Source organism: Terriglobales bacterium (genome assembly GCA_035691485.1).
Classification (GTDB): domain Bacteria; phylum Acidobacteriota; class Terriglobia; order Terriglobales; family Acidobacteriaceae; genus JAIQGF01.
This window is the reverse complement of sequence record DASSIZ010000134.1, coordinates 1-18143: the sequence shown is the minus strand read 5'-3', so window position 1 is coordinate 18143 and position 18143 is coordinate 1. Positions and strand designations below refer to the sequence as shown.

General features: G+C 61.4%; 13 protein-coding genes and 1 pseudogene. 6 read left to right on the top strand and 8 right to left on the bottom strand.

The window, feature by feature from the left end; translation table 11 throughout:
- Positions 1-30: 30 nt before the first annotated feature.
- The 4 genes from mdh to VFI82_16660 all read right to left on the bottom strand — a co-directional run bounded on the left by mdh (position 31) and on the right by VFI82_16660 (position 7251).
- Positions 31-957, bottom strand: a complete 927-nt coding sequence (gene mdh / locus VFI82_16675) for a malate dehydrogenase (GenBank protein ID HET7186320.1) — start codon at positions 955-957, stop codon at positions 31-33.
- A gap of 164 nt (positions 958-1121) precedes the next feature.
- Positions 1122-2546, bottom strand: coding sequence for an NADP-dependent isocitrate dehydrogenase (locus tag VFI82_16670; protein ID HET7186319.1), 1425 nt, complete (start codon positions 2544-2546; stop codon positions 1122-1124).
- A gap of 279 nt (positions 2547-2825) precedes the next feature.
- A complete protein-coding gene (locus VFI82_16665) occupies positions 2826-5738 on the bottom strand; it encodes a putative nucleotidyltransferase substrate binding domain-containing protein (GenBank protein HET7186318.1) in 2913 nt (970 codons plus the stop codon).
- A 64-nt stretch (positions 5739-5802) separates the two neighbouring features.
- Positions 5803-7251 (bottom strand): aminoacyl-histidine dipeptidase, encoded by a 1449-nt coding sequence (locus tag VFI82_16660; GenBank protein HET7186317.1) that lies wholly within the window; start codon positions 7249-7251, stop codon positions 5803-5805.
- Between the two features lie 210 nt (positions 7252-7461).
- On the opposite strand from VFI82_16660, the gene VFI82_16655 reads away from it, so the two are divergent.
- The gene (locus tag VFI82_16655) at positions 7462-9660 is read left to right on the top strand and encodes a TonB-dependent receptor (GenBank protein ID HET7186316.1); all 2199 of its coding nucleotides are present in this window, start codon (positions 7462-7464) and stop codon (positions 9658-9660) included.
- A gap of 18 nt (positions 9661-9678) precedes the next feature.
- On the opposite strand, the gene VFI82_16650 is transcribed toward VFI82_16655, so the two are convergent.
- Both VFI82_16650 and VFI82_16645 read right to left on the bottom strand, forming a co-directional pair.
- A complete protein-coding gene (locus VFI82_16650; protein HET7186315.1) occupies positions 9679-10668 on the bottom strand; it encodes an HD domain-containing phosphohydrolase in 990 nt (329 codons plus the stop codon).
- A gap of 35 nt (positions 10669-10703) precedes the next feature.
- Positions 10704-11456 (bottom strand): PilZ domain-containing protein, encoded by a 753-nt coding sequence (locus VFI82_16645; GenBank protein HET7186314.1) that lies wholly within the window; start codon positions 11454-11456, stop codon positions 10704-10706.
- A 387-nt stretch (positions 11457-11843) separates the two neighbouring features.
- On the opposite strand from VFI82_16645, the gene VFI82_16640 reads away from it, so the two are divergent.
- From VFI82_16640 to VFI82_16630, 3 genes are all read left to right on the top strand, one after another.
- Positions 11844-13625: an ATP-binding protein gene (locus tag VFI82_16640; protein HET7186313.1), complete on the top strand. Its 1782-nt coding sequence runs from the start codon at positions 11844-11846 to the stop codon at positions 13623-13625.
- A gap of 202 nt (positions 13626-13827) precedes the next feature.
- Positions 13828-14391, top strand: a complete 564-nt coding sequence (locus VFI82_16635; protein HET7186312.1) for a DUF47 family protein — start codon at positions 13828-13830, stop codon at positions 14389-14391.
- A gap of 25 nt (positions 14392-14416) precedes the next feature.
- Positions 14417-15466 carry an inorganic phosphate transporter gene (locus VFI82_16630; GenBank protein HET7186311.1) on the top strand — a complete coding sequence of 350 codons (1050 nt, stop codon included), beginning with the start codon at positions 14417-14419 and terminating at the stop codon, positions 15464-15466.
- Between the two features lie 75 nt (positions 15467-15541).
- On the opposite strand, the pseudogene VFI82_16625 reads toward VFI82_16630, so the two are convergent.
- Positions 15542-15733: pseudogene (locus tag VFI82_16625) on the bottom strand (IS110 family transposase).
- 452 nt (positions 15734-16185) lie between these two features.
- On the opposite strand from VFI82_16625, the gene VFI82_16620 reads away from it, so the two are divergent.
- Together VFI82_16620 and VFI82_16615 are read left to right on the top strand one after the other, a co-directional pair.
- The gene (locus tag VFI82_16620) at positions 16186-16992 is read left to right on the top strand and encodes a tetratricopeptide repeat protein (GenBank protein HET7186310.1); all 807 of its coding nucleotides are present in this window, start codon (positions 16186-16188) and stop codon (positions 16990-16992) included.
- A 26-nt stretch (positions 16993-17018) separates the two neighbouring features.
- On the top strand, positions 17019-17354 hold the full coding sequence (locus tag VFI82_16615) for a hypothetical protein (GenBank protein HET7186309.1): 336 nt from the start codon (positions 17019-17021) through the stop codon (positions 17352-17354).
- A 263-nt stretch (positions 17355-17617) separates the two neighbouring features.
- Here VFI82_16615 and VFI82_16610 read toward each other — a convergent pair.
- On the bottom strand, positions 17618-18143 hold a 526-nt coding region (locus tag VFI82_16610; GenBank protein HET7186308.1), incomplete at its 5' end, for a cupin domain-containing protein.

The window sequence follows — 18143 nt, the reverse complement described above, 5'->3', positions numbered from 1 at the left end:
GGGGCCTGCCAAGTTTCGCCGCGATTGCGGCTACACTCCGATCACGGCGACCAGATCCTTCACCGCGCCGGCGCTCTTTTCCAGCGCCGCTTTCTCTTCGGCAGTGAGCCGGATCTGGATGACGTCTTCAATTCCGCGCGCTCCCAGCTTGCAGGGCACGCCGACGAATAAGCCGTTGATCCCGTATTCGCCTTCCAGATACGCGGCGCAGGGCAGGATCTTCTTCTTGTCTTTCAAGATCGCTTCCACCATTTCCGCGACCGCAGCCGAGGGCGCGTAATAGGCGCTGCCGGTCTTGAGGTACTTGACGATCTCGGCGCCGCCGTCGCGCGTGCGCTGCACCAGGCGATCGATGGTGGCCTGGTCCATCAGCTCGGGCAACGGGATGCCGGCGACCGTGGAATAACGAGCCAGTGGAACCATGGTGTCACCATGCCCGCCCAGTACGAACGCGGTGACGTTCTCCACCGACACCTTCAACTCCTGCGCGATGAAGGCGCGGAAGCGCGCCGAATCGAGCACGCCGGCCATGCCGATCACGCGGTTGCGCGAAAAGCCGCTCAGCTTGTAAGCCGCCTGCGCCATCGCGTCCAGCGGATTGGAAACGATGATCAGGATGCAGTCGCGCGAATACTGCACCACCTTGCTGACCACGTCCTTCATGATCTTGTGATTGATGTTCAGTAGGTCGTCGCGGCTCATGCCGGGCTTGCGCGGCACCCCGGCGGTGATGACCACGATGTCGGAATTCGCCGTGTCGGCGTAATTTTCGGTTCCGACCACGTACGAATCCTTCTTGATGATGGGCATGGCCTCCAGCAAATCCAGGCCTTTGCCTTCGGGTACGCCCTCAATGATGTCGATCAGGGTCACGTCGGCAAGCTCGGCCGCCGCGATCCAGTGCGCGGCCGTCGCGCCTACATTGCCCGAGCCCACGACCGTTACTTTCTTGCGCATGGTATGAATCCCTTCTGGCGGGCACGCTCGGTGCGGCCTGCCCGTGGATGAAAACGGATTAGTCTACGCCCAAAATTGCGGTTTGCGTACGCATCGCCGGCGAAAAAGCGGGGCGGGTCGGGACCCGCCCCATTTCAAAAACTGTGACCTTCCCGCGGCTGCGATCAGTCGGCCGCCGCCGAAGACGAGGCGTTCATGTTCTCGATAATGTAGCTGCCGAACTCGCTGCATTTCACCTTGGTGGCGCCATCCATCAAGCGGTGGAAGTCATAGGTGACCTTCTTCTGCTCGATGGTCTTGCGCACGCCGTCTTCGATCAGTTTCGCCGCTTCTTTCCATCCCAGGAATTCGAACATCATGGCGCCCGACAGGATGACCGAGGTCGGGTTAATGACGTCCAGGTCGGCATACTTGGGCGCCGTACCGTGGGTGGCTTCGAAGATGGCATAGCCATCGCCGATGTTGGCGCCGGCTGCGATGCCCAGGCCGCCGATCTGAGCCGCGCAGGCGTCGCTGATGTAGTCGCCGTTCAGATTGGGTGTCGCCAGGATGTCGTACTCGTCGGCGCGGGTTACGACCTGCTGGAAGATGGAGTCTGCGATGCGGTCATTGACCATCAGCTTCTTCTTCCACTGGCCGTTGCCGTGCGACTTGTAGATCTTGTCCAACACGTCTTTCACTTCTTTGTACACGGTCTGTTGGAACTCCTTGGCAGCGTACTCCAGGCCCGGCTCGACCAGGGCAGCGTTCTGCTCGATGGTGATGTTCGGGTTCTTGTCCTTATTGTCGAGGATCCAGCTCTCGCGCTCGGTGACCACCTGGTCGCGGAATTCGCTGGTGGCCAGTTCGTAGCCCCAGGCGCGGAAAGCGCCTTCGGTGAATTTCTGGATGTTGCCCTTGTGGACGAGCGTGACCTTCTTGCGGCCGCTCCGCAGTGCGTCTTTGATGGCATTGCGGACCAGTCGCTTGGTGCCGGTGATGGAGATGGGCTTGATACCGACGCCGCTGTCCTCGCGGATCTTCTTGCCCGTGCCGGCCAGCATCTCGTTGTTCAGGAAGCTGATCAGCTTCTTGACCTTGTCGCTTCCCTCTTCCCACTCGATGCCGGCGTAGACGTCTTCCGTGTTCTCGCGATGGATGACCACGTTCATACGCTCGGGGTGCTTCACCGGGGAGGGCGCGCCATAGTGCTTCACGGGGCGCACGCAGTCATACAGATCCAGGATCTGGCGGAGCGCGACGTTCAGCGAGCGGATGCCGCCGCCGACGGGCGTGGTCAGCGGGCCCTTGATGCTGACGCGCATGTCCTTCAGCGCCTCGATGGTGCCTTCGGGAAGCCAGTTCTTGAACGTGGACATCGCCTTTTCGCCGGCGAACACTTCGTACCACACGATGCGGCGCTTGCCGCCGTAGGCCTTTTTTACCGCCGCGTCGAACACGCGCACTGAGGCTTTCCAGATGTCGCGGCCGGTTCCATCACCTTCAATGAACGGAATGATGGGATTATCAGGAATATTGAACTTGCCGTTGCTGTAAGTAATTCGGGCGCCGTCCTTCGGCACAGGAAGGCCGTTATAAGAATCCGCCATCAACCACCTCCTCGGGGTTATCAGAGACTCGCCAATTATAGGCCCACGGGTTGTACAAGGGGGCATGACGCAGATCACTAAAGAATGTGACGAGTGACCATGCCGTCCAGCTCCCTCAGGATACCGTCGTCCGGAGTGGCGGGTGCGGATTTCGAAAGCAGCAGCTGAAAATCAGCAGCAGCGCCGGTTCCCCGCATGGGTGGCAGGATCCTGACCCGGCTGCGTTGGACCGGAATTCCCGCCGCAAGACCGGCATGGACAAGAAGCTGGTGTTGGCGGTCACACCATCACGTGCTCATAGAGGGCGCGCACCGCCGTCGAGGTTCGTTCTAACTGGGCCGCTACATCTCCGTCCAGGGCGCCGCCGAGCATACGCGCAGCCAGTTCTTCGATCGCGCTGCGTGCCTGTTCGCCGACCGGCAAGGCCCGGCGCCGCCGGCCAGTGACGAGGCGAATGGCGTGGTCCAGGACGCGATAAAACTCCGCCGCCCGGTCCAGCAACTCGAATTCGCTGTCGCCGAGCAGCCGCGCATAACGCAGGGCGCGCAGCCGCTGGCGCGTGTTCCCGCGCAGTGCGACGCGGTGTTTCACCGCCAGCGCCGAGACCAGGAAGTCCACGTCGTACATGCCGCCGGCACCGGTCTTCAAGCTGAATTCGCCCGGGTCGGATTTGTCGAGCTTGGAACGCATCTCCCGGACTGCTTCGATAAACCCTTCATCGGCGGAGAATCGCGCCAGCAGCGCCGAGACATTCGCGGTGGCGCTGGTGAACAGGCCGACGTTTCCGGCGACATGCCGCAGCTTGGTGAAGCTCAGCGCCTCCCAGGCCTGCGCCTCGCGGCGGAAATACTCCCCCAGGTAGGCAACGCTCATCACCAGTTCGCCTTCCGCGCCGCGCGGACGCAGCCGCGCATCCACGGGGAACACGGTACCCTCGCGCGTATATGCGGACAAGGTGTGCATCAGCTGTTCGGCGGCGTGCGTGGCGGCGGCGGCATCCAGCGATTCATCGCGCACAAACAGCAAGTCCGCGTCGGAAAGCAGGTCGAACTCGCTGGTGCCCAGCCGCCCTAGCGCCAGCACCGCGAATCCGGGCGGTTGTCCTGCGATGGCCAATGCGGCCGCAATCGCCTCGTCGGCAGCGGCGCTATTTTCCGCCAGGGACTCGTACACGTTGCGGTTTTCCACCACGTCGCGCGCGCCGGAGGCAAATACGCGGTGCCGATAGTGGCGGCGCAGCAACGACATCTTCTCGTTATGGCCGACTTCGGCTGAGGCCAGATAAGCGAACACGGGGTCGCCAAACGCGCGCTGTTCTTCCTCCTCCTGCTCAAATAGCTGGCCGGCGCCGTTCGGTGCCGCGCCCCCTCCGCGGCTCGCCAGCCCGGCAATCTCTTCCGGATGCCGAGTCAGAATGTCGGTCAGATAATCGCTCAGGCGCAGAATCTCTACCGCGCCTTGCACCGCTTCTGGCGCACGCGCGACGGTTGCGTACCGCTCCGAGCTGGTGAAAGCGGCTGACAAAAAACGAAGCAGGTTCCTTCTCGCCGGACCCTTCAGGTTTGCGCTGCTCATGACTTCGTGCAGCGCGGGAGCATCGGCCGCCAGGCGCGCCATGATCTGCCGCTCGCTCTGGTCGCGCCCCGGCTCCGCGCTTTCCAAGTGAAACTCCGGCGTGTCGCGCTGTTGCTGCCACTGCTGGTGATGGATGATCCGGTTGTAGATTTCGGCGACCGCCGCCATGCGCCGCCGCACTGACTGCTCCAGGTCGTCGGCCAGTGCCACCTGCCCGCTCGCCATCGAACGCGCCAGGACTTCCAGCTGTTCCCGCGATTTGGGTAGCTTGTGCGTCTGCTGTCCCTGGCGAAGTTGCAACCGGTGCTCCAGCTTTCGCAGAAACTCGTAAGCGGTGGTCAGCTCGTTGAAGTCGCGGCCGGCCAGGTGTTCTTTATCGTGCAGCTTCTGCAGCGAGAACAAGGTGCCGCCGGAGCGCAGCCAGCGCTCGTTGCCGCCGTAAACGCGCTGCAGGCACTGCACCAGGAACTCGATGTCGCGAATGCCGCCGCGATCGAGCTTGACGTCAATGGTGCCGCCTTTCGCGGTGGCCACGCGGCGCCGGGCGCCGATTCGGTCCCGTGCCCTCAGCGCCGTTTCAATCGCCGCGAAGTTCAGCTGCTCGCGGTACACGAAGGGCTGGACGGCGCGAATGAATTTCCGGGCCAGCGATACGTCTCCTGCCGACTGCCGCGCCTTGATCATCGCCTGCAGCTCCCAATCGGCGGCAGAGTTGCCGTAATATTGCAGCGCCTGCGATAGCCCGATCGCCGGCTCGCCTTCCCCGCCCTGTGGCCGCAAGCGGAGGTCGACGCGAAATGCCGAACCGTCTTTCGTGATCCGCGACAGCGTGTCGGTCACGGTTTGCGCCAGGCGGACAAAATACTCGCGAACGGAAATCGAGGTCGTGCCCGCATCCTCGCCGTCGCCAAAGAGAAACAGCAGGTCGATGTCGGAGCTGTAGTTCAGCTCGTTGCCGCCCAGCTTGCCCAGCGACACCACCGTCACCGGAATGTCGGTCAGCCTGCCTTCCGCGTCGAAGTGCTGCGGCGGGCCGTAGCGGCTGCGGAAGGCGGCGTCGGTCTCGCGCAGCGCCTCCTCGATCAGCACGTCGGCGAGGGAAGAAATTTCATTGGTGGTATCCGCCAAGGTGGCCGTGCCCAGCACGTCGCGCAGCATGATGCGCACGTACTCGCGGCGCTTGAAGCGCGCCAGCAGCAGCGCCAGGTCGGTATCGAAGGATCGCGACCGGAAGCGCGCGAAAGCCTCGCGGTACTCCTCGCGGGAGCGCGAGTGGTCCAGGATCTTGTCGCGCTGCAGCATGTGAAACAGGTCGCTGTTCTGGATCAGGGTTTCGCCGAGAAAGTGGCTGTATCCGAATACCGCCAAGGCGTAGTGCGCCAGCACCCGGTCGCGGTCGAAGGCACGAAACAACTCCGCCGGCGCGCTTTCAGTGAGACGTTCGAACAGGTTCAGCGCCGCGTCCGGGTCGGGAACATCGGCGAGCAGCGCCGGAATCGCTCGCGACACCCCGGCCGGCACGCGCTCGGCAATCTTCGCCAGGTTGCGGCGGGCGCCTTCCGGATCGCGAAACGGCGTAGGCGGTAGCTCCGGCACTGCATGGGCAGTTTTGGACACAATTCAGAATGAAAAATTCAAAATGAAGAATAACGGATTCTGCATTCTCAAAAATCTTAATTCCTCAGATCCGTTCCAGCGCTGTCTTCAGGAAATTCCAAAAACTCTCCACCGACGAGATTTGCACGCGCTCGTTGGGACTGTGGGGGTTCTCGATCTGCGGCCCCAGCGAGATCATCTGCATTCCCGGATACTTTTCGCCGATCACGCCGCACTCCAAGCCGGCGTGCATGGCAATGAGCTTCGCCGGCTGGCCGAAAAGTTCCTGGTGCACCGACTGCATCTTCCTGACGATTTCGCTATTCGGGTCCGGCTTCCATCCCGGATAGCCGGCGCCATGGGAAGTATCGAACCCCGCCAGGCGGCAAATGGTGGCGATCATGCGCGCGGCAGCGTCTTTGCTGCTCGCGATCGCGCTGCGTTGGCTGGTGCCGATCTCCAGTACCCCATCGTTCAGGCCCACAGTCGCAAGGTTGGTGGAGGTCTGCACCAGCCCGGCAATGTCCGGGCTCATCGCCAGGACTCCGTGATGAAGGCTGGCCAGCAGGTCCACCGCGCTGCGCGCGTCGTCGGCGGCGAGCACCTCAGGCGCGCCCGAGCTCTTCTCCAGCGCGACCTGTACTCCAGGATCAAAATTCCCCAGGTCAGACTGGAATTCCGCCTGCATCTCGGCCACCAGCGCCTGCAAGTCTTTTTCACGCGCCGCATCCGTTACCACGGTTGCCGAGGCTTCTCGCGGAATCGCGTTGCGCGCGCTTCCGCCCTTCAGGTCGGCAATCTCAACGGAAACGGCTTCCATCGCGCGCTGCAAGACCCGTCCCAGCATGCGAATGGCATTGCCGCGGCCCTGGTGGATGTCCACCCCGGAATGGCCGCCCTTCAGCCCGGAAACCTTGATCCGGTACGGCGCGCCGCCCTTGGCTTTGCGAAGCGTCACCTTGCGCCGCGCGGTAGTGTTGATTCCTCCCGAGCAGCCGATGCACAGCGTTCCCTTCTCTTCGTTATCCAGGTTCAGGAAATACTTTGACTTTAGCAGTCCGGCGGGAAATTCCGAGGCGCCCGTGAGACCCGTTTCCTCGTCGATGGTGAAGGCGAACTCCAGCGGCCCGTGCGCGATGTCGTCGCTCTCCAAGACTGCCAAGGCCGCCGCCACCCCGACACCGTTATCGGATCCCAGCGTGGTCCCGTCGGCCTTCAGCCAATCACCATCTCGCACCACCTTGATGGGATCGCGCTCGAAGTTGTGCGCGGTGCCTTCATTCTTCTCGCACACCATGTCGAGATGTCCCTGCAGCAGCGCCATGGGAGCATTCTCGCGGCCCTTGCGCGCCGGTTTACGGATGACCGTGTTGCCGACCTTGTCGTGTACCGACTCCAGGCCCAATCGCTTGGCCTGTGCCAGCACGTAGTCGCGCGCCGCCGCTTCCTTGGTGGACGCCCGCGGGATCGCCGCCAGCGCTTCAAAGTGCTTCCACAGCCGCTTCGGTTCAAGGTCTTGAAGAGCAGATGACATGATTTTCTCCGTAGTGATTGTATACGGAGCCGCCTGCAGCCTTCTTTCCGCGATCCGTCACTTTCGATCCACCACTTCAGCCCGCTGCCAACCTGAGACTCTGGATTCCGCATCTCTTCTCGGAAGTCCCGCACTATCTTGCCCGGGGTGGGTGGATTTGCAGGGACAGCCCGTCGCATCGCCGCCTGGCATAACACGCCGGGCCCAACTATGATCAAGCTGTTCCCCGTTTTCGTGTTGGCCGCGTGCTCATTGTGCGCCCAGGCGGAGGGCTTGCGTGGCACCGTGCGCGACGCCTCCGGCGCGGTCATTCCCGGGGCACGCATCGTGGTGGACGATGCCGGGCAGCGCACCGAACGCGTCTCGGACGGAGGTGGCCGCTTCAGTTTTCCCGACGTTGCTCCCGGTGCCGAACTCCTGGTGCAGGCCGCCGGCTTTTCCCCGGTGCGGCAGCGTGTCATCGATCGCAGCGCACGCATCGACGTAGTGTTGCCGGTGCTTCCATTAACCCAGGAAATCGTGGTGACGCCGCAGCGCTCGGCCACGCCGGTCGCCCAGACCGATGCCGCCGTAGTCCGTTTTTCCGGGAAAGCAATTGCCGATTCCGGCGGCGCTACGCTCGACGAGAAACTTCGCCAGGCGCCGGGATTCTCGCTGCTGCGGCGCACCGGCAGCCGCGCTGCCAATCCCACCACCCAGGGCGCATCACTGCGCGGACTGGCGGCGAGCGGCGCCAGCAGACTCCTGGTCATCGACGATGACGTTCCCCTCAACGATCCCTTCGGAGGCTGGGTTTACTGGGATCGCGTACCGGCCGAGACCATCGACGCGGTTGAACTGATGGCCGGGGGCGCTTCCCACCTCTACGGCAGTTCTGCCCTGGCCGGCGTGGTCAACATCTTCCAGCAGCATCCCCCGGAACAACTTGCCGCCGACATTAACTTCGGCAACCAGAACACGCCGGAGGGCTCCGTCGTCGCGAGCCACCCGTTCGGCCCTTGGACTCTGAACGCATCCGCGGAAGGATTTCGCACCGACGGTTACGTGGCGGTGCTGCGCCCGGATCGTGGCAGCGTCGATACTCCCTTGACCTTGCACTACGCCAGCGTCGCCACCCGCCTGCAACGCCGCCTCGCCGGCGATGGCAATGCCTTCGCTTCCGTGTCTCTGTTCAACGAGGGGCGCGGCAACGGAACACCTTTGCAGGTGAACAGCACGCGCCTGGCGGAAGTGCGCGCCGGGCTGGACCTTCGCGCCGGTCCGGGCCTCCTTGCTTTACGGGCCTACGGCGACGCTCAACGTTACTCGCAGACATTCTCCGCCATCGCGGTCGATCGTTCGCGTGAGACGTTGACCTCCTGGCAGCTGGTTCCGGCGCAGCAGGCCGGCGGCGGCGCGCAGTGGACGGGCCTGCTGGCAAATCGCCACTCGATTTTTGCCGGCAGCGAGCTGCGGGTGGTTCGCGGCGTCAGCAACGAGATCAGCTTCAACGGCGGCAAAGCAACCCCGTCTTCAGCCGGCGGAGGCCAGACACTGTTCGGAAATTATGTGGGTGATTCCATCCGCTTTCGCCGCCTGACCCTCACTCTTGGCGCTCGGCTGGACCGCTGGAGCAACGAACCTTTGCTTGTCCAGGGTTCACGAGACGGCTTGGCCGCCAGCCCCCATGCCGGCGCGGTCGTGTCGCTCGGTCGCGGCTTCAGCTGGACAAGCTCGGCTTACCGCTCGTTTCGCGTGCCGACACTGAATGAGCTGTACCGCAATTTTCGGGTCGGCAATATCCTCACCCTTGCCAACCCGGCGCTCAACCCTGAGCACCTGGATGGCGCCGAAACCGGGATCGGATTTTCGACTGCCACAATTCGCGCCCGCGCCAATTTTTTCTGGAACCAGGTGACGGATCCGGTCGCCAACTCCACCTTGCGGGTCACGCCGCAGCTGATCACGCGCCAACGCCAGAACCTGGGCAGCTTGCGTTCTCGCGGGCTGGAGCTATCGCTCGAGTCGCGCCTTGCCCACCGCTTTACCATCCGCACCGCGTACCAGTTCCTGGACGCGACGGTATTGACCTCCCCCGCCAACCTGGCGCTGGTGGGCCTCGTGATTCCGCAAGTTCCACGGCACGCGATGAGCGCTGCTATCGCTTATAGTGGGCACAAGTGGACCTTCTCGGCACAGGCGCGCGCCTCCAGTCGCCAGTTTGATGACGACCAGAACCTGCTGCCGCTCGATTCCATGTTCAATCTCGACGTATTTGCGTCGCGGCGGCTCGCCCGTGGTGTCTCGCTTTACTGCGCCGCGGAGAACGCTCTCGATCAGCGCTATATCGTCGGCCGCACTCCGACCCCGTCCTGGGGCCCGCCGGTTCTGGTAAAAGTGGGAGCGCGATTGGAACTGCCGCACCGTTAGCGACACCAGTACAAGCGATCATCCACTGGCAGTGCCGGTGAAGGCCGGTGGTTCTAATTGCCGCCGGTCGAAGGCGAATGCAAACGCGCTGACCACGGTGGGATCGAAATCGCTGCCGGCCCCGCGCAGGATGATCTCCTTGGCATCGAATGGCGACATCGCCTTACGATACGGCCGGTCGCTGGTGAGCGAGTCGAACACGTCCGCCACGGAAAGCACCCGGCTTTCGATTGGAAGTTCGCTTCCGCCCGCCTGGCGAGCTTCTCCGGCTGCCAGGAGAATGGGCAACACGCGCGGCAACGAACCGCCAGCGCGGGCGGCTCCGCGGGATTGCAGCGAGGTGCCGCCGGTACTGCGGGCCGCCTTCAGCAGGACGTCGTGGCCGATATCCACGTTTACCAATTCGTGCAACAGCGCCGCCGAGCGGAGGTCTTCAATCCGCTCCGCTTCCATTCGCATGATTTGCGCGATTCTCGTAGCGTAGATGGATACGCGGTAGGAATGGTTCTCGATGTCCTTGTCTTTCGCGATGACCGACTGCAGGATGAGGAGGATTCCGTGGTAGGCATCGCGCAGCTCGCTCATGCTGCGCTCGCGCCGTTCATACAGCGTGCCCATGGCATAGGCGGTCAGGACCAGGATCCCGGCCCAGATGACGAGATCGAACCAGCGATCATCCACCGGCAGCCTTACGGACGTGCGCGTGAACAGCTGCGGATTGAAATAACTCAGCAGCCCCACCAGGAAGGCGCTGGCGAAGGCGCTCAGCACGGCGTGCCTGCGTCCGTACACGTAAGCGGAAAAAAGGGTGGGCAGCGAGTAGAAGCCCAGAACCATCCGTTCGGTGCCGGCGGCGAAATTCAGGAAGGCCGCCAGTACGAACATCGACAGCACCAGCCACAGCTCGCGGTTCACTTCCTGGAGCCGGCGTTCCAGCCACCCCGCCGCGCGTCGTTCGCTGGAACGGGCTGCCGGCATTGCGCTCAGCGAAATTGATGAATCGTTCATAGCTTCCCTCGTTCGTTACCTGGCAGCTGCCGCATCTACTGCGGAACACAATCGACGGCAGCTCGAATCGCTGTAGGAGTGCATTCCTCCAGGCGACGCGCCATCCATTCCTGCAATTCCTTCGCGTATTCAGACGGCACAGCGCCGAACTGCAATCCGGCCCGCCTGCCCTCGTCGCACCAGCAAACCTGCGCTTTCAGGCGCAGCAACCCCGTCTTTCCCGGCAATTGAAAGCGCACGGAAACTTCGTCCCCGGTTTTCGCTCCTTCCGGAAGCATGATGGCAATGCCGCGTTCGCTGATGTCTAAACTTACGGTTTCAACTTCCCGGCCAAACGACTTGGAAAAGAACACCGGGATCGCCACCGGGTAGCGGAAATAGCGGCGCCGCTCGCGAAGAATCAGCCCATAGGTGGTGCGCATGATGCGCATCAAACGTGATTTGGTGAGCGGACGTTCGATGACGAAATGCGCGCCGCTGCGAAACGCGTCCTCGGCGTCGCCATTGCCCTCGGCGATGGCGAACACGATGACGGTGCGGTTCGAGGAGGAATTGCGGACAAATCGCAGCACTTCCCGGGCGGCGTCGCGGTTGTGCCAATCTACAAACAACGCGTCCACCTTCTCCCGGCCCATGCGGCGGATGGCGGCCTGCGGCTCAACGCAGGTTTCCATCTCGATGCTCATCGTTTGCAGCACCTCGCCGACCTGGTCGATCGTCCTCGTATCCAGGCATACCACCAATGCTTGTACCGCCGCATTGGAGCGAGGCCCAATCTGCTGGCTCACGGTTTCTCCATCTGCGCGCGGAATGCCCATGCGCGTACTGCCCACGGTTCCGGGCGAAGACACCATCACGCTACCACTCGGCGGGTGCGGCGTTGATGATGAGAAGGAGAAACTTATGACGTGCATTCCCGTTTGAAACGAAGGCCCAAAAAAGTCGTGCCGGGGGAGTAGGCGGAAAGCAGCGGAAGCAGCGCCGGGGGAGCGCAACCAAGCCTTGCGGGCGGTGGCAAGTCCCGCCGACCCGCCAAACTGCTCGCAATCGACATAACATCGCGGAGTGCCGCTCCAATGAGCTCTCCAGCAGGTTGTGTCGGTACAATGTCTAACATGTGGAGTGCGGTCGGAGCAGGTACATAGCACCGTCAAGCCTGTGATTGAGGCGACCTCGTGAGACACGGCGTTTTTGTCAAGCTACTCGCGGCATTTTTGCTCGTGATCGTCATTGCCATGGTCACGGTGGACATTGTCATTCAGCGGACCTGGGAAGATTCGTTGCGTCGCGAGATTGAACGTGGGCTGGTCGGAAAGGCGCAGCTTTTCGCCCACACTGTCGAAACGAATAAGACCCTTCCTTTGCAGCAGTTGGTCAATGACGCAGCCGCTGCCGCGGAGGCGCGGGCTACGGTGATCGACTCGTCCGGCAGGGTTCTTGCCGATTCGTCTGCCGATTCAGCCACCATGGAAAACCACGCTACCCGCCCGGAATTCATCAGCGCATTAGCTGGGCGGACCGGCAGTTCCACCCGCTTGAGTCGAACGGTCGGAATTCCATTTTTGTATGTCGCTGTTCCCACTCGCGGCGGCGCCGTGCGATTCGCCTACTCGCTTTCGAGCATCCAGCACGACCTCTCCAGCGTGCGCCGCTCGCTGCTTCTTGCCTCTACCGTCGCCCTGGTCTTTGCCAGCTTGCTGGCTGCGCTTTTGGCCCGGCGAGTATCGCAACGACTATCTCGTCTGGCGGCATTCGCGCAGAAAATTACCTCCGGCGACTTGAACGCGCGCATCGCTGATTTATCTACGGATGAACTGGCGGCGGTAACTGCCGCCCTGGATCAGACCGCCCGAAAGCTGCAGCTCACCTTCGATTCCTTGCAAAACAGCCGGGATGAAATGGAGACGCTGCTCAACAGCATCCAGGAAGCCGTCATCGCTGTCAGCAGTGACGGAAAGGTGTTGTGGGCAAATGATCTGATGAGGACGTTGGCGCCCGCGGCGGCCAAGACCGGTTCGCCGGTTATCGAAAGCGTCCGCGATCCCAGCTTCCTTGCCGCGCTGAATGGAGCGCTTCATCGCAACGAGGTCTGCAGAACGCGGATATCATCCCTTGCTCTCGGCCGGGTGTTTGAGCTTACCGCGGCTCCGATGGCAACTGCGGGGGCGGTGATGGTGCTGCGTGACGTCACGGAATCCGAGCGCGTCGAAAAAACCCGGCGCGACTTCATCGCAAATGTCTCTCACGAGCTGCGGACGCCATTGACCTCGATACAGGGATACGCCGAGACGCTCATCGAGTCTGTACCGGCCAATGCTGACCCCACTCACCGGGATTTTCTGGAGATCATTCTCAAGAACGCGACCCGCATGACTCGTTTGACCTCAGACCTGCTGGTATTGGCAAGGGTTGAATCAGGCGAGGAACGTTACAATTTTGTCCCGGTCAGGGCCGACGAGCTGCTGGCGGAGGCGGTTCACAGTTCACGACACCAGGCAGAGATGGCCGGCATGGAACTCGGGTGCGACAACACTACGTCGGTGCTGGTGCTCGCAGATCGCGATGCCATACACCGGGTGTTCGCAAATCTGATTGCCAATGCGATCAAGTATGGTCTGGGCGGTAAGCGGGTCGTGGTAGGGGCCCGGGAAGCAGCCCAGCAAGTGGAGTTTTTCGTGCGCGATTTCGGCCCGGGAATAAGTTCGCAACATCACTCCAGACTATTCGAGCGCTTCTACCGTGTTGACAAGGCGCGCTCCCGCGACGCCGGTGGCACTGGATTGGGGTTGGCGATTGTCAAGCACATCGTGCAAGCGCACGCGGGCCAGGTCCGAGTGGAAAGCGAACTCGGGCACGGTGCGACATTTTTCTTCTCACTACCGCTCGCGAATTGTCAGCCGGCGCCGTCGGGCGACGTGGAGTCATTGCCCGCAGCGGGCCGCGTCTCGATAGACTAGACGTTGATCGCAGCTGGCTTTCAGCTGTCGTCATTCATCGCTACCTGCAGGGTGTGATCTACAGCCTTGGCGATTGGGCCCGCGCCGTGAGATAGTTACGAGCTTTTTTAACATCGTCTTAATCATTTGCTGCGAGCAGGAGAGCCTTCTGATGGTACGTCTCATTCCTCGGGACACAAAGTTCGTGGAGATGTTTCATGGCATGGCTAAGAACCTGGGTGTGGGAGCGCGGCTGCTCCTCGAGACCCTGCAGCACTACAGCGATCTTGAGGAGCGCGTGCTGAAAATCAAGGCGATCGAACATCGCGGTGACGAAATTACCCATGAAATCATGGTTGCCTTGAACCAGACGTTCATCACGCCTTTCGATCGCGAAGATATCCACAAGCTGGCCACTTCACTCGATGATGTTCTCGACTTTATCCTCGGAGCTGCCGAACGTCTGCTGAACTACAAAATTGCTGTTCCTCCGGTCGCGGCGGCGGTACTGGCTACCATCATCATTCGACAAACGGAAGAGTTGGCGGCAGCTCTGTCAAAGCTGGGCAAGAACCAGGAAATGATGCGGCACTGTGTGGAGATCAATCGCCTGGAAAACGAGGCGGACCAGGTAGAGCGCCGGGCCGTCGCCGCCTTGTTCGAGAACGAAAAAGACTGTATCCAGCTGATCAAGTTCAAGGAACTTATCGAAGTGCTCGAGAAAGCAACGGACAAGGCGGAAGATGCCGCGAACGTGCTCGAGTCAATAGCCGTCAAGAGCGCGTAAATCTCTGCAAAAAAAGGATCTGCAGGTGGACACTGGCCTCGTGCTGGTTGTGGTCACGGTCGTGGTTGCGCTGACCTTCGACTTCCTCAATGGATTTCATGACGCGGCCAACAGCATCGCTACCGTAGTCTCCACGCGCGTGCTGTCGCCACGACTTGCGGTAGCATGGGCGGCCTTCTTTAACTTCGTCGCCGCCTTCCTGCTCGGCACCGCTGTAGCCAAAACGATTGGCAGGGGCATGGTCGATCTCAGCATCGTCACCCAATTCGTTGTGTTAGGAGGCCTGTGGGGCGCAATTGTCTGGGACATCGTGACGTGGTTGTTGGGCCTGCCCACGTCGTCTTCCCATGCCCTGATCGGCGGCTACGCTGGCGCGGCCATCGCGCGGGCGGCGTTGGTGCGTGGCCCGTCGCATGCGTTGAGCGCCATTGTTCCCGGTGGTTGGACCAAGACCCTGATTTTCATCGTAGTCGCGCCGGTCATGGGCCTGGTCCTGGGGTTTGGGCTGATGGTGGCCGTGTACTGGATTTTCCAGCATACGTCTCCGCAGCAGGTGGACAGAATCTTCCGCAAGGCGCAATTATTGTCGGCCGCCGCTTATAGTCTGGGGCACGGCGGCAACGATGCGCAGAAAACGATGGGCATCATCGCCGGCGCTTTGTTCACCGCCGGCTACATGAGCAAGCAACAGATGGCAGGAGATTGGGGACCCTACAAATGGTTCATCATCCTGGGAGCGCACGCCGCGATTGCGGCCGGCACCTACCTGGGCGGATGGCGAATCGTGCATACCATGGGTTCCAAGATCACCAAATTGCGCCCGGTTGGCGGATTCTGCGCTGAAACTGCGGGCGCCATCACGCTATTCGGCACCGCACTCGCCGGCATTCCCGTCAGTACTACGCACACCATCACCGGCGCCATCGTGGGAGTCGGCGCAACCCACCGGCTGTCGGCGGTGCGTTGGGGGGTCGCAGCTCGTATTGTGTGGGCATGGATCCTCACCATTCCAGCCTCCGCGGCAGTCGCCGCGCTGACCTTCCTGCTTATTCATGCCATATACCCGAAGGCGTGAGCGCGGGCGAAGTGGCGCCGTGCGACGATGCACCAGCCGGTCGCGCACGCGGTGCAGCGCCTGCAGATCGAGCTGGTCGTCGGTCTTGATGGGCACAAAGCGCATGTTCTGCCGCGCCACCGCTTCCGCGATCGCTTCGGCATCCAGGAAGTCGTTCTTGTTCGACTTGAGAAACGGTTTTATGAACTGCGCCGGAATCAGCCGCACATCGTGGCCTTGGTCACGCAGCGCCGCACCGATGAAGTGCGCGCCCGAGCAGGCTTCGATGCCAATCAGCGAACTTGGCAGGTTCGCCGTGTAGGCCAGCAGTTGCTAACGGGAGAACTTTTTCATGGTTACAATCTTGCTGTGCTCGTCCAGGGCGACGAAGTGAAACGTGGTCTTGCCGAAGTCGATTCCAACCGACGTGATCTGCATGAGATGATCCTCCGCTTCTGAGTTGCTGCATCATGCCAACGAGGCATGACCAGCGGCGGACCATCTCATTAGTCGATTTATCGCTCGTTGACTACAATTCACGCCTGGCGATTTCTCACACATATCTGTGACATATAGCACAGACACATGTGCGCGAGTGCGATAAGAGATCGTTTCAACTCGCCTCTCCGAAGAGCAGTTTTCCGCCGAAGGAAGTGCATCACCCCCTGAGGCAGAGCGACCCGGTTCCCGGGACGAACAACCGAATCGAGAAACGAATGTGCGCCTCTTAGGGGGCCACCATGAAGTCTTCACGTGCACTGCTTGTGCTTCTTCTGCTCTGCTCACCTCCTGCCAGCTCACAGCAATTACCCTCCACGCCGGAGTCGGGCGGCATTCCTGTATCGCCCTCTGCCGCCGAACAGCCCTTGGTTCAGGATGGTTCCGCTAAGCCCATACCTGGCGTGGCACGATTGGCAGGAACCCCTGGACAGCAGAGCGTTACGAGGAATCAAATGCTCGTGTCTGCTAAGGCACGGAGCGCAGTCGAAAAAGCTGCCCGTGCAATTGCACACAACGACAAACCTGAAGCACAAAGGCAACTGTCTCGCGCTTTGGGCGGCTACCCCAAGTACGCAGTGGCGTTGACGCTTCGTGGGATTTTAGAACTGAACGAAGGGCGAATCGGAGCGGCAACAGCAGATCTCGAAGAAGCCACCCATGCGGATCCTGCCTATGGGCTTTCTTGCCTGGTGCTCGCCTCTGTATACAACGATGCGGGTCGAAGCGACGACGCTTTAGTCTTCCTACCAAGAGCAATACGGTTGCTGCCCTCCTCCTGGCAAAGTCACTTCGAGATGGCTCGTGCGCTGAACCGAAAGAAGGATTACCCAGCGGCATTGCGCGAGGTCACAGAGGCCCTTCGATTGACTCCAGGCAGCGTGCCGCCGCAGATTCGCGCCTTCGTCCACTATTTGCGCGCCCGTATTCTGTTACAGCTAACGGATTCCTCTGGCGCGAAGCAGGAGTTCGAGCAGACGCTGAAGGAAGATCCGAATGGCGAGCCTGGGGTTCGCTCGCGGAGTCTCTTGAAATCTTTCAATCACTAGATCGCTGAACTCCCCGGAGGTGGGACATGGCAACCCGTTATCTGCAACAGGTTTACTCCGCCCTCCTTTCAAACCCGCTAGACCTAGCAGTGCTCAAGAAGAGCCTTGAGGAGTTACTGGAATATCTTGCGGGAGTGGGCCGCAGCTATGCGAATTGTTGGGCCGTTGACCTGTTTTCTGCCAACTCCGAAGAATGGGAACGGGACTTGACGGATCAAGCCCTCCCCGATGATTTCCATGATGTTCTGGCTATGATGGGCGAGGCGCTCCACGACACGGTTGCAGCACCCGATGTCGCTGCCAACTTCGACTGCCTTGCTGAACAGCTTCTCGAACGTGTACGGCGGCTTGGTCCCGCGTAACCCCAACTTCGTCGTCGCCGGTGCTCGACTAACCCGAAATCGTTCGAACGAGGCAACTTGGCAAAGGCTTATCAAGAAGCGTCGGCGGCGGCGCCCCTGCGGGGGCCTTCTGGGTGGGGAGATCGCAGATCCGGATACTGGGTGCCCTGTGGTAGCACTTCCCGCAACTCGGCTGCGACCTGTTCGAGCCCGCTCGATGTCCTCCGCCCTGACGCCATCGCCGTGTGGCGTCGCAATCATGAGATTCTGGGGGGGGGCCGCTTCTACTTTGCGCCGCAGATCGCCTCCTTTAGCTGCGGGCCCTGCTTTTCCAAATCAGGACGCCGACTCAGCGGAACCATCGCACTGCCCTGCAAGTCCCCCGGAACCAACTCGACAACCACGATCTTGACGGGCACAGCGCCGCGGTTCTGGGCACGGACGTCACGATCTCCAGATTCATCGAAATAATCGCCAGCTCGCAGCTGTTGCTCTCTGCCGGTATCGGCATCCACGAGTGTCAGGTCGCCCTCAACCAAGTACCGGATGCCGGGGCCAACGTGCAAGTGATCTCCGATTGACCCTTGGGGCGCGATCTCGATCTCCGTGGCTCGCATCTTGAGCTTGCCGTTGATCGGTGTGAAAAAGCCAGCGAGCGTTGCCTCGTGCTTCTTCTGCGCCTTCACGCCTTTCATCTCGACGGGGGGGCCTTGCGACATTTGCTGTGCCACCATCAGCGAAGCAGAAAGCAATGCACTGGCGACTAGCGCCAGCCCAACAACCCTTACGCTTTTCATGGGAGTGACTCCT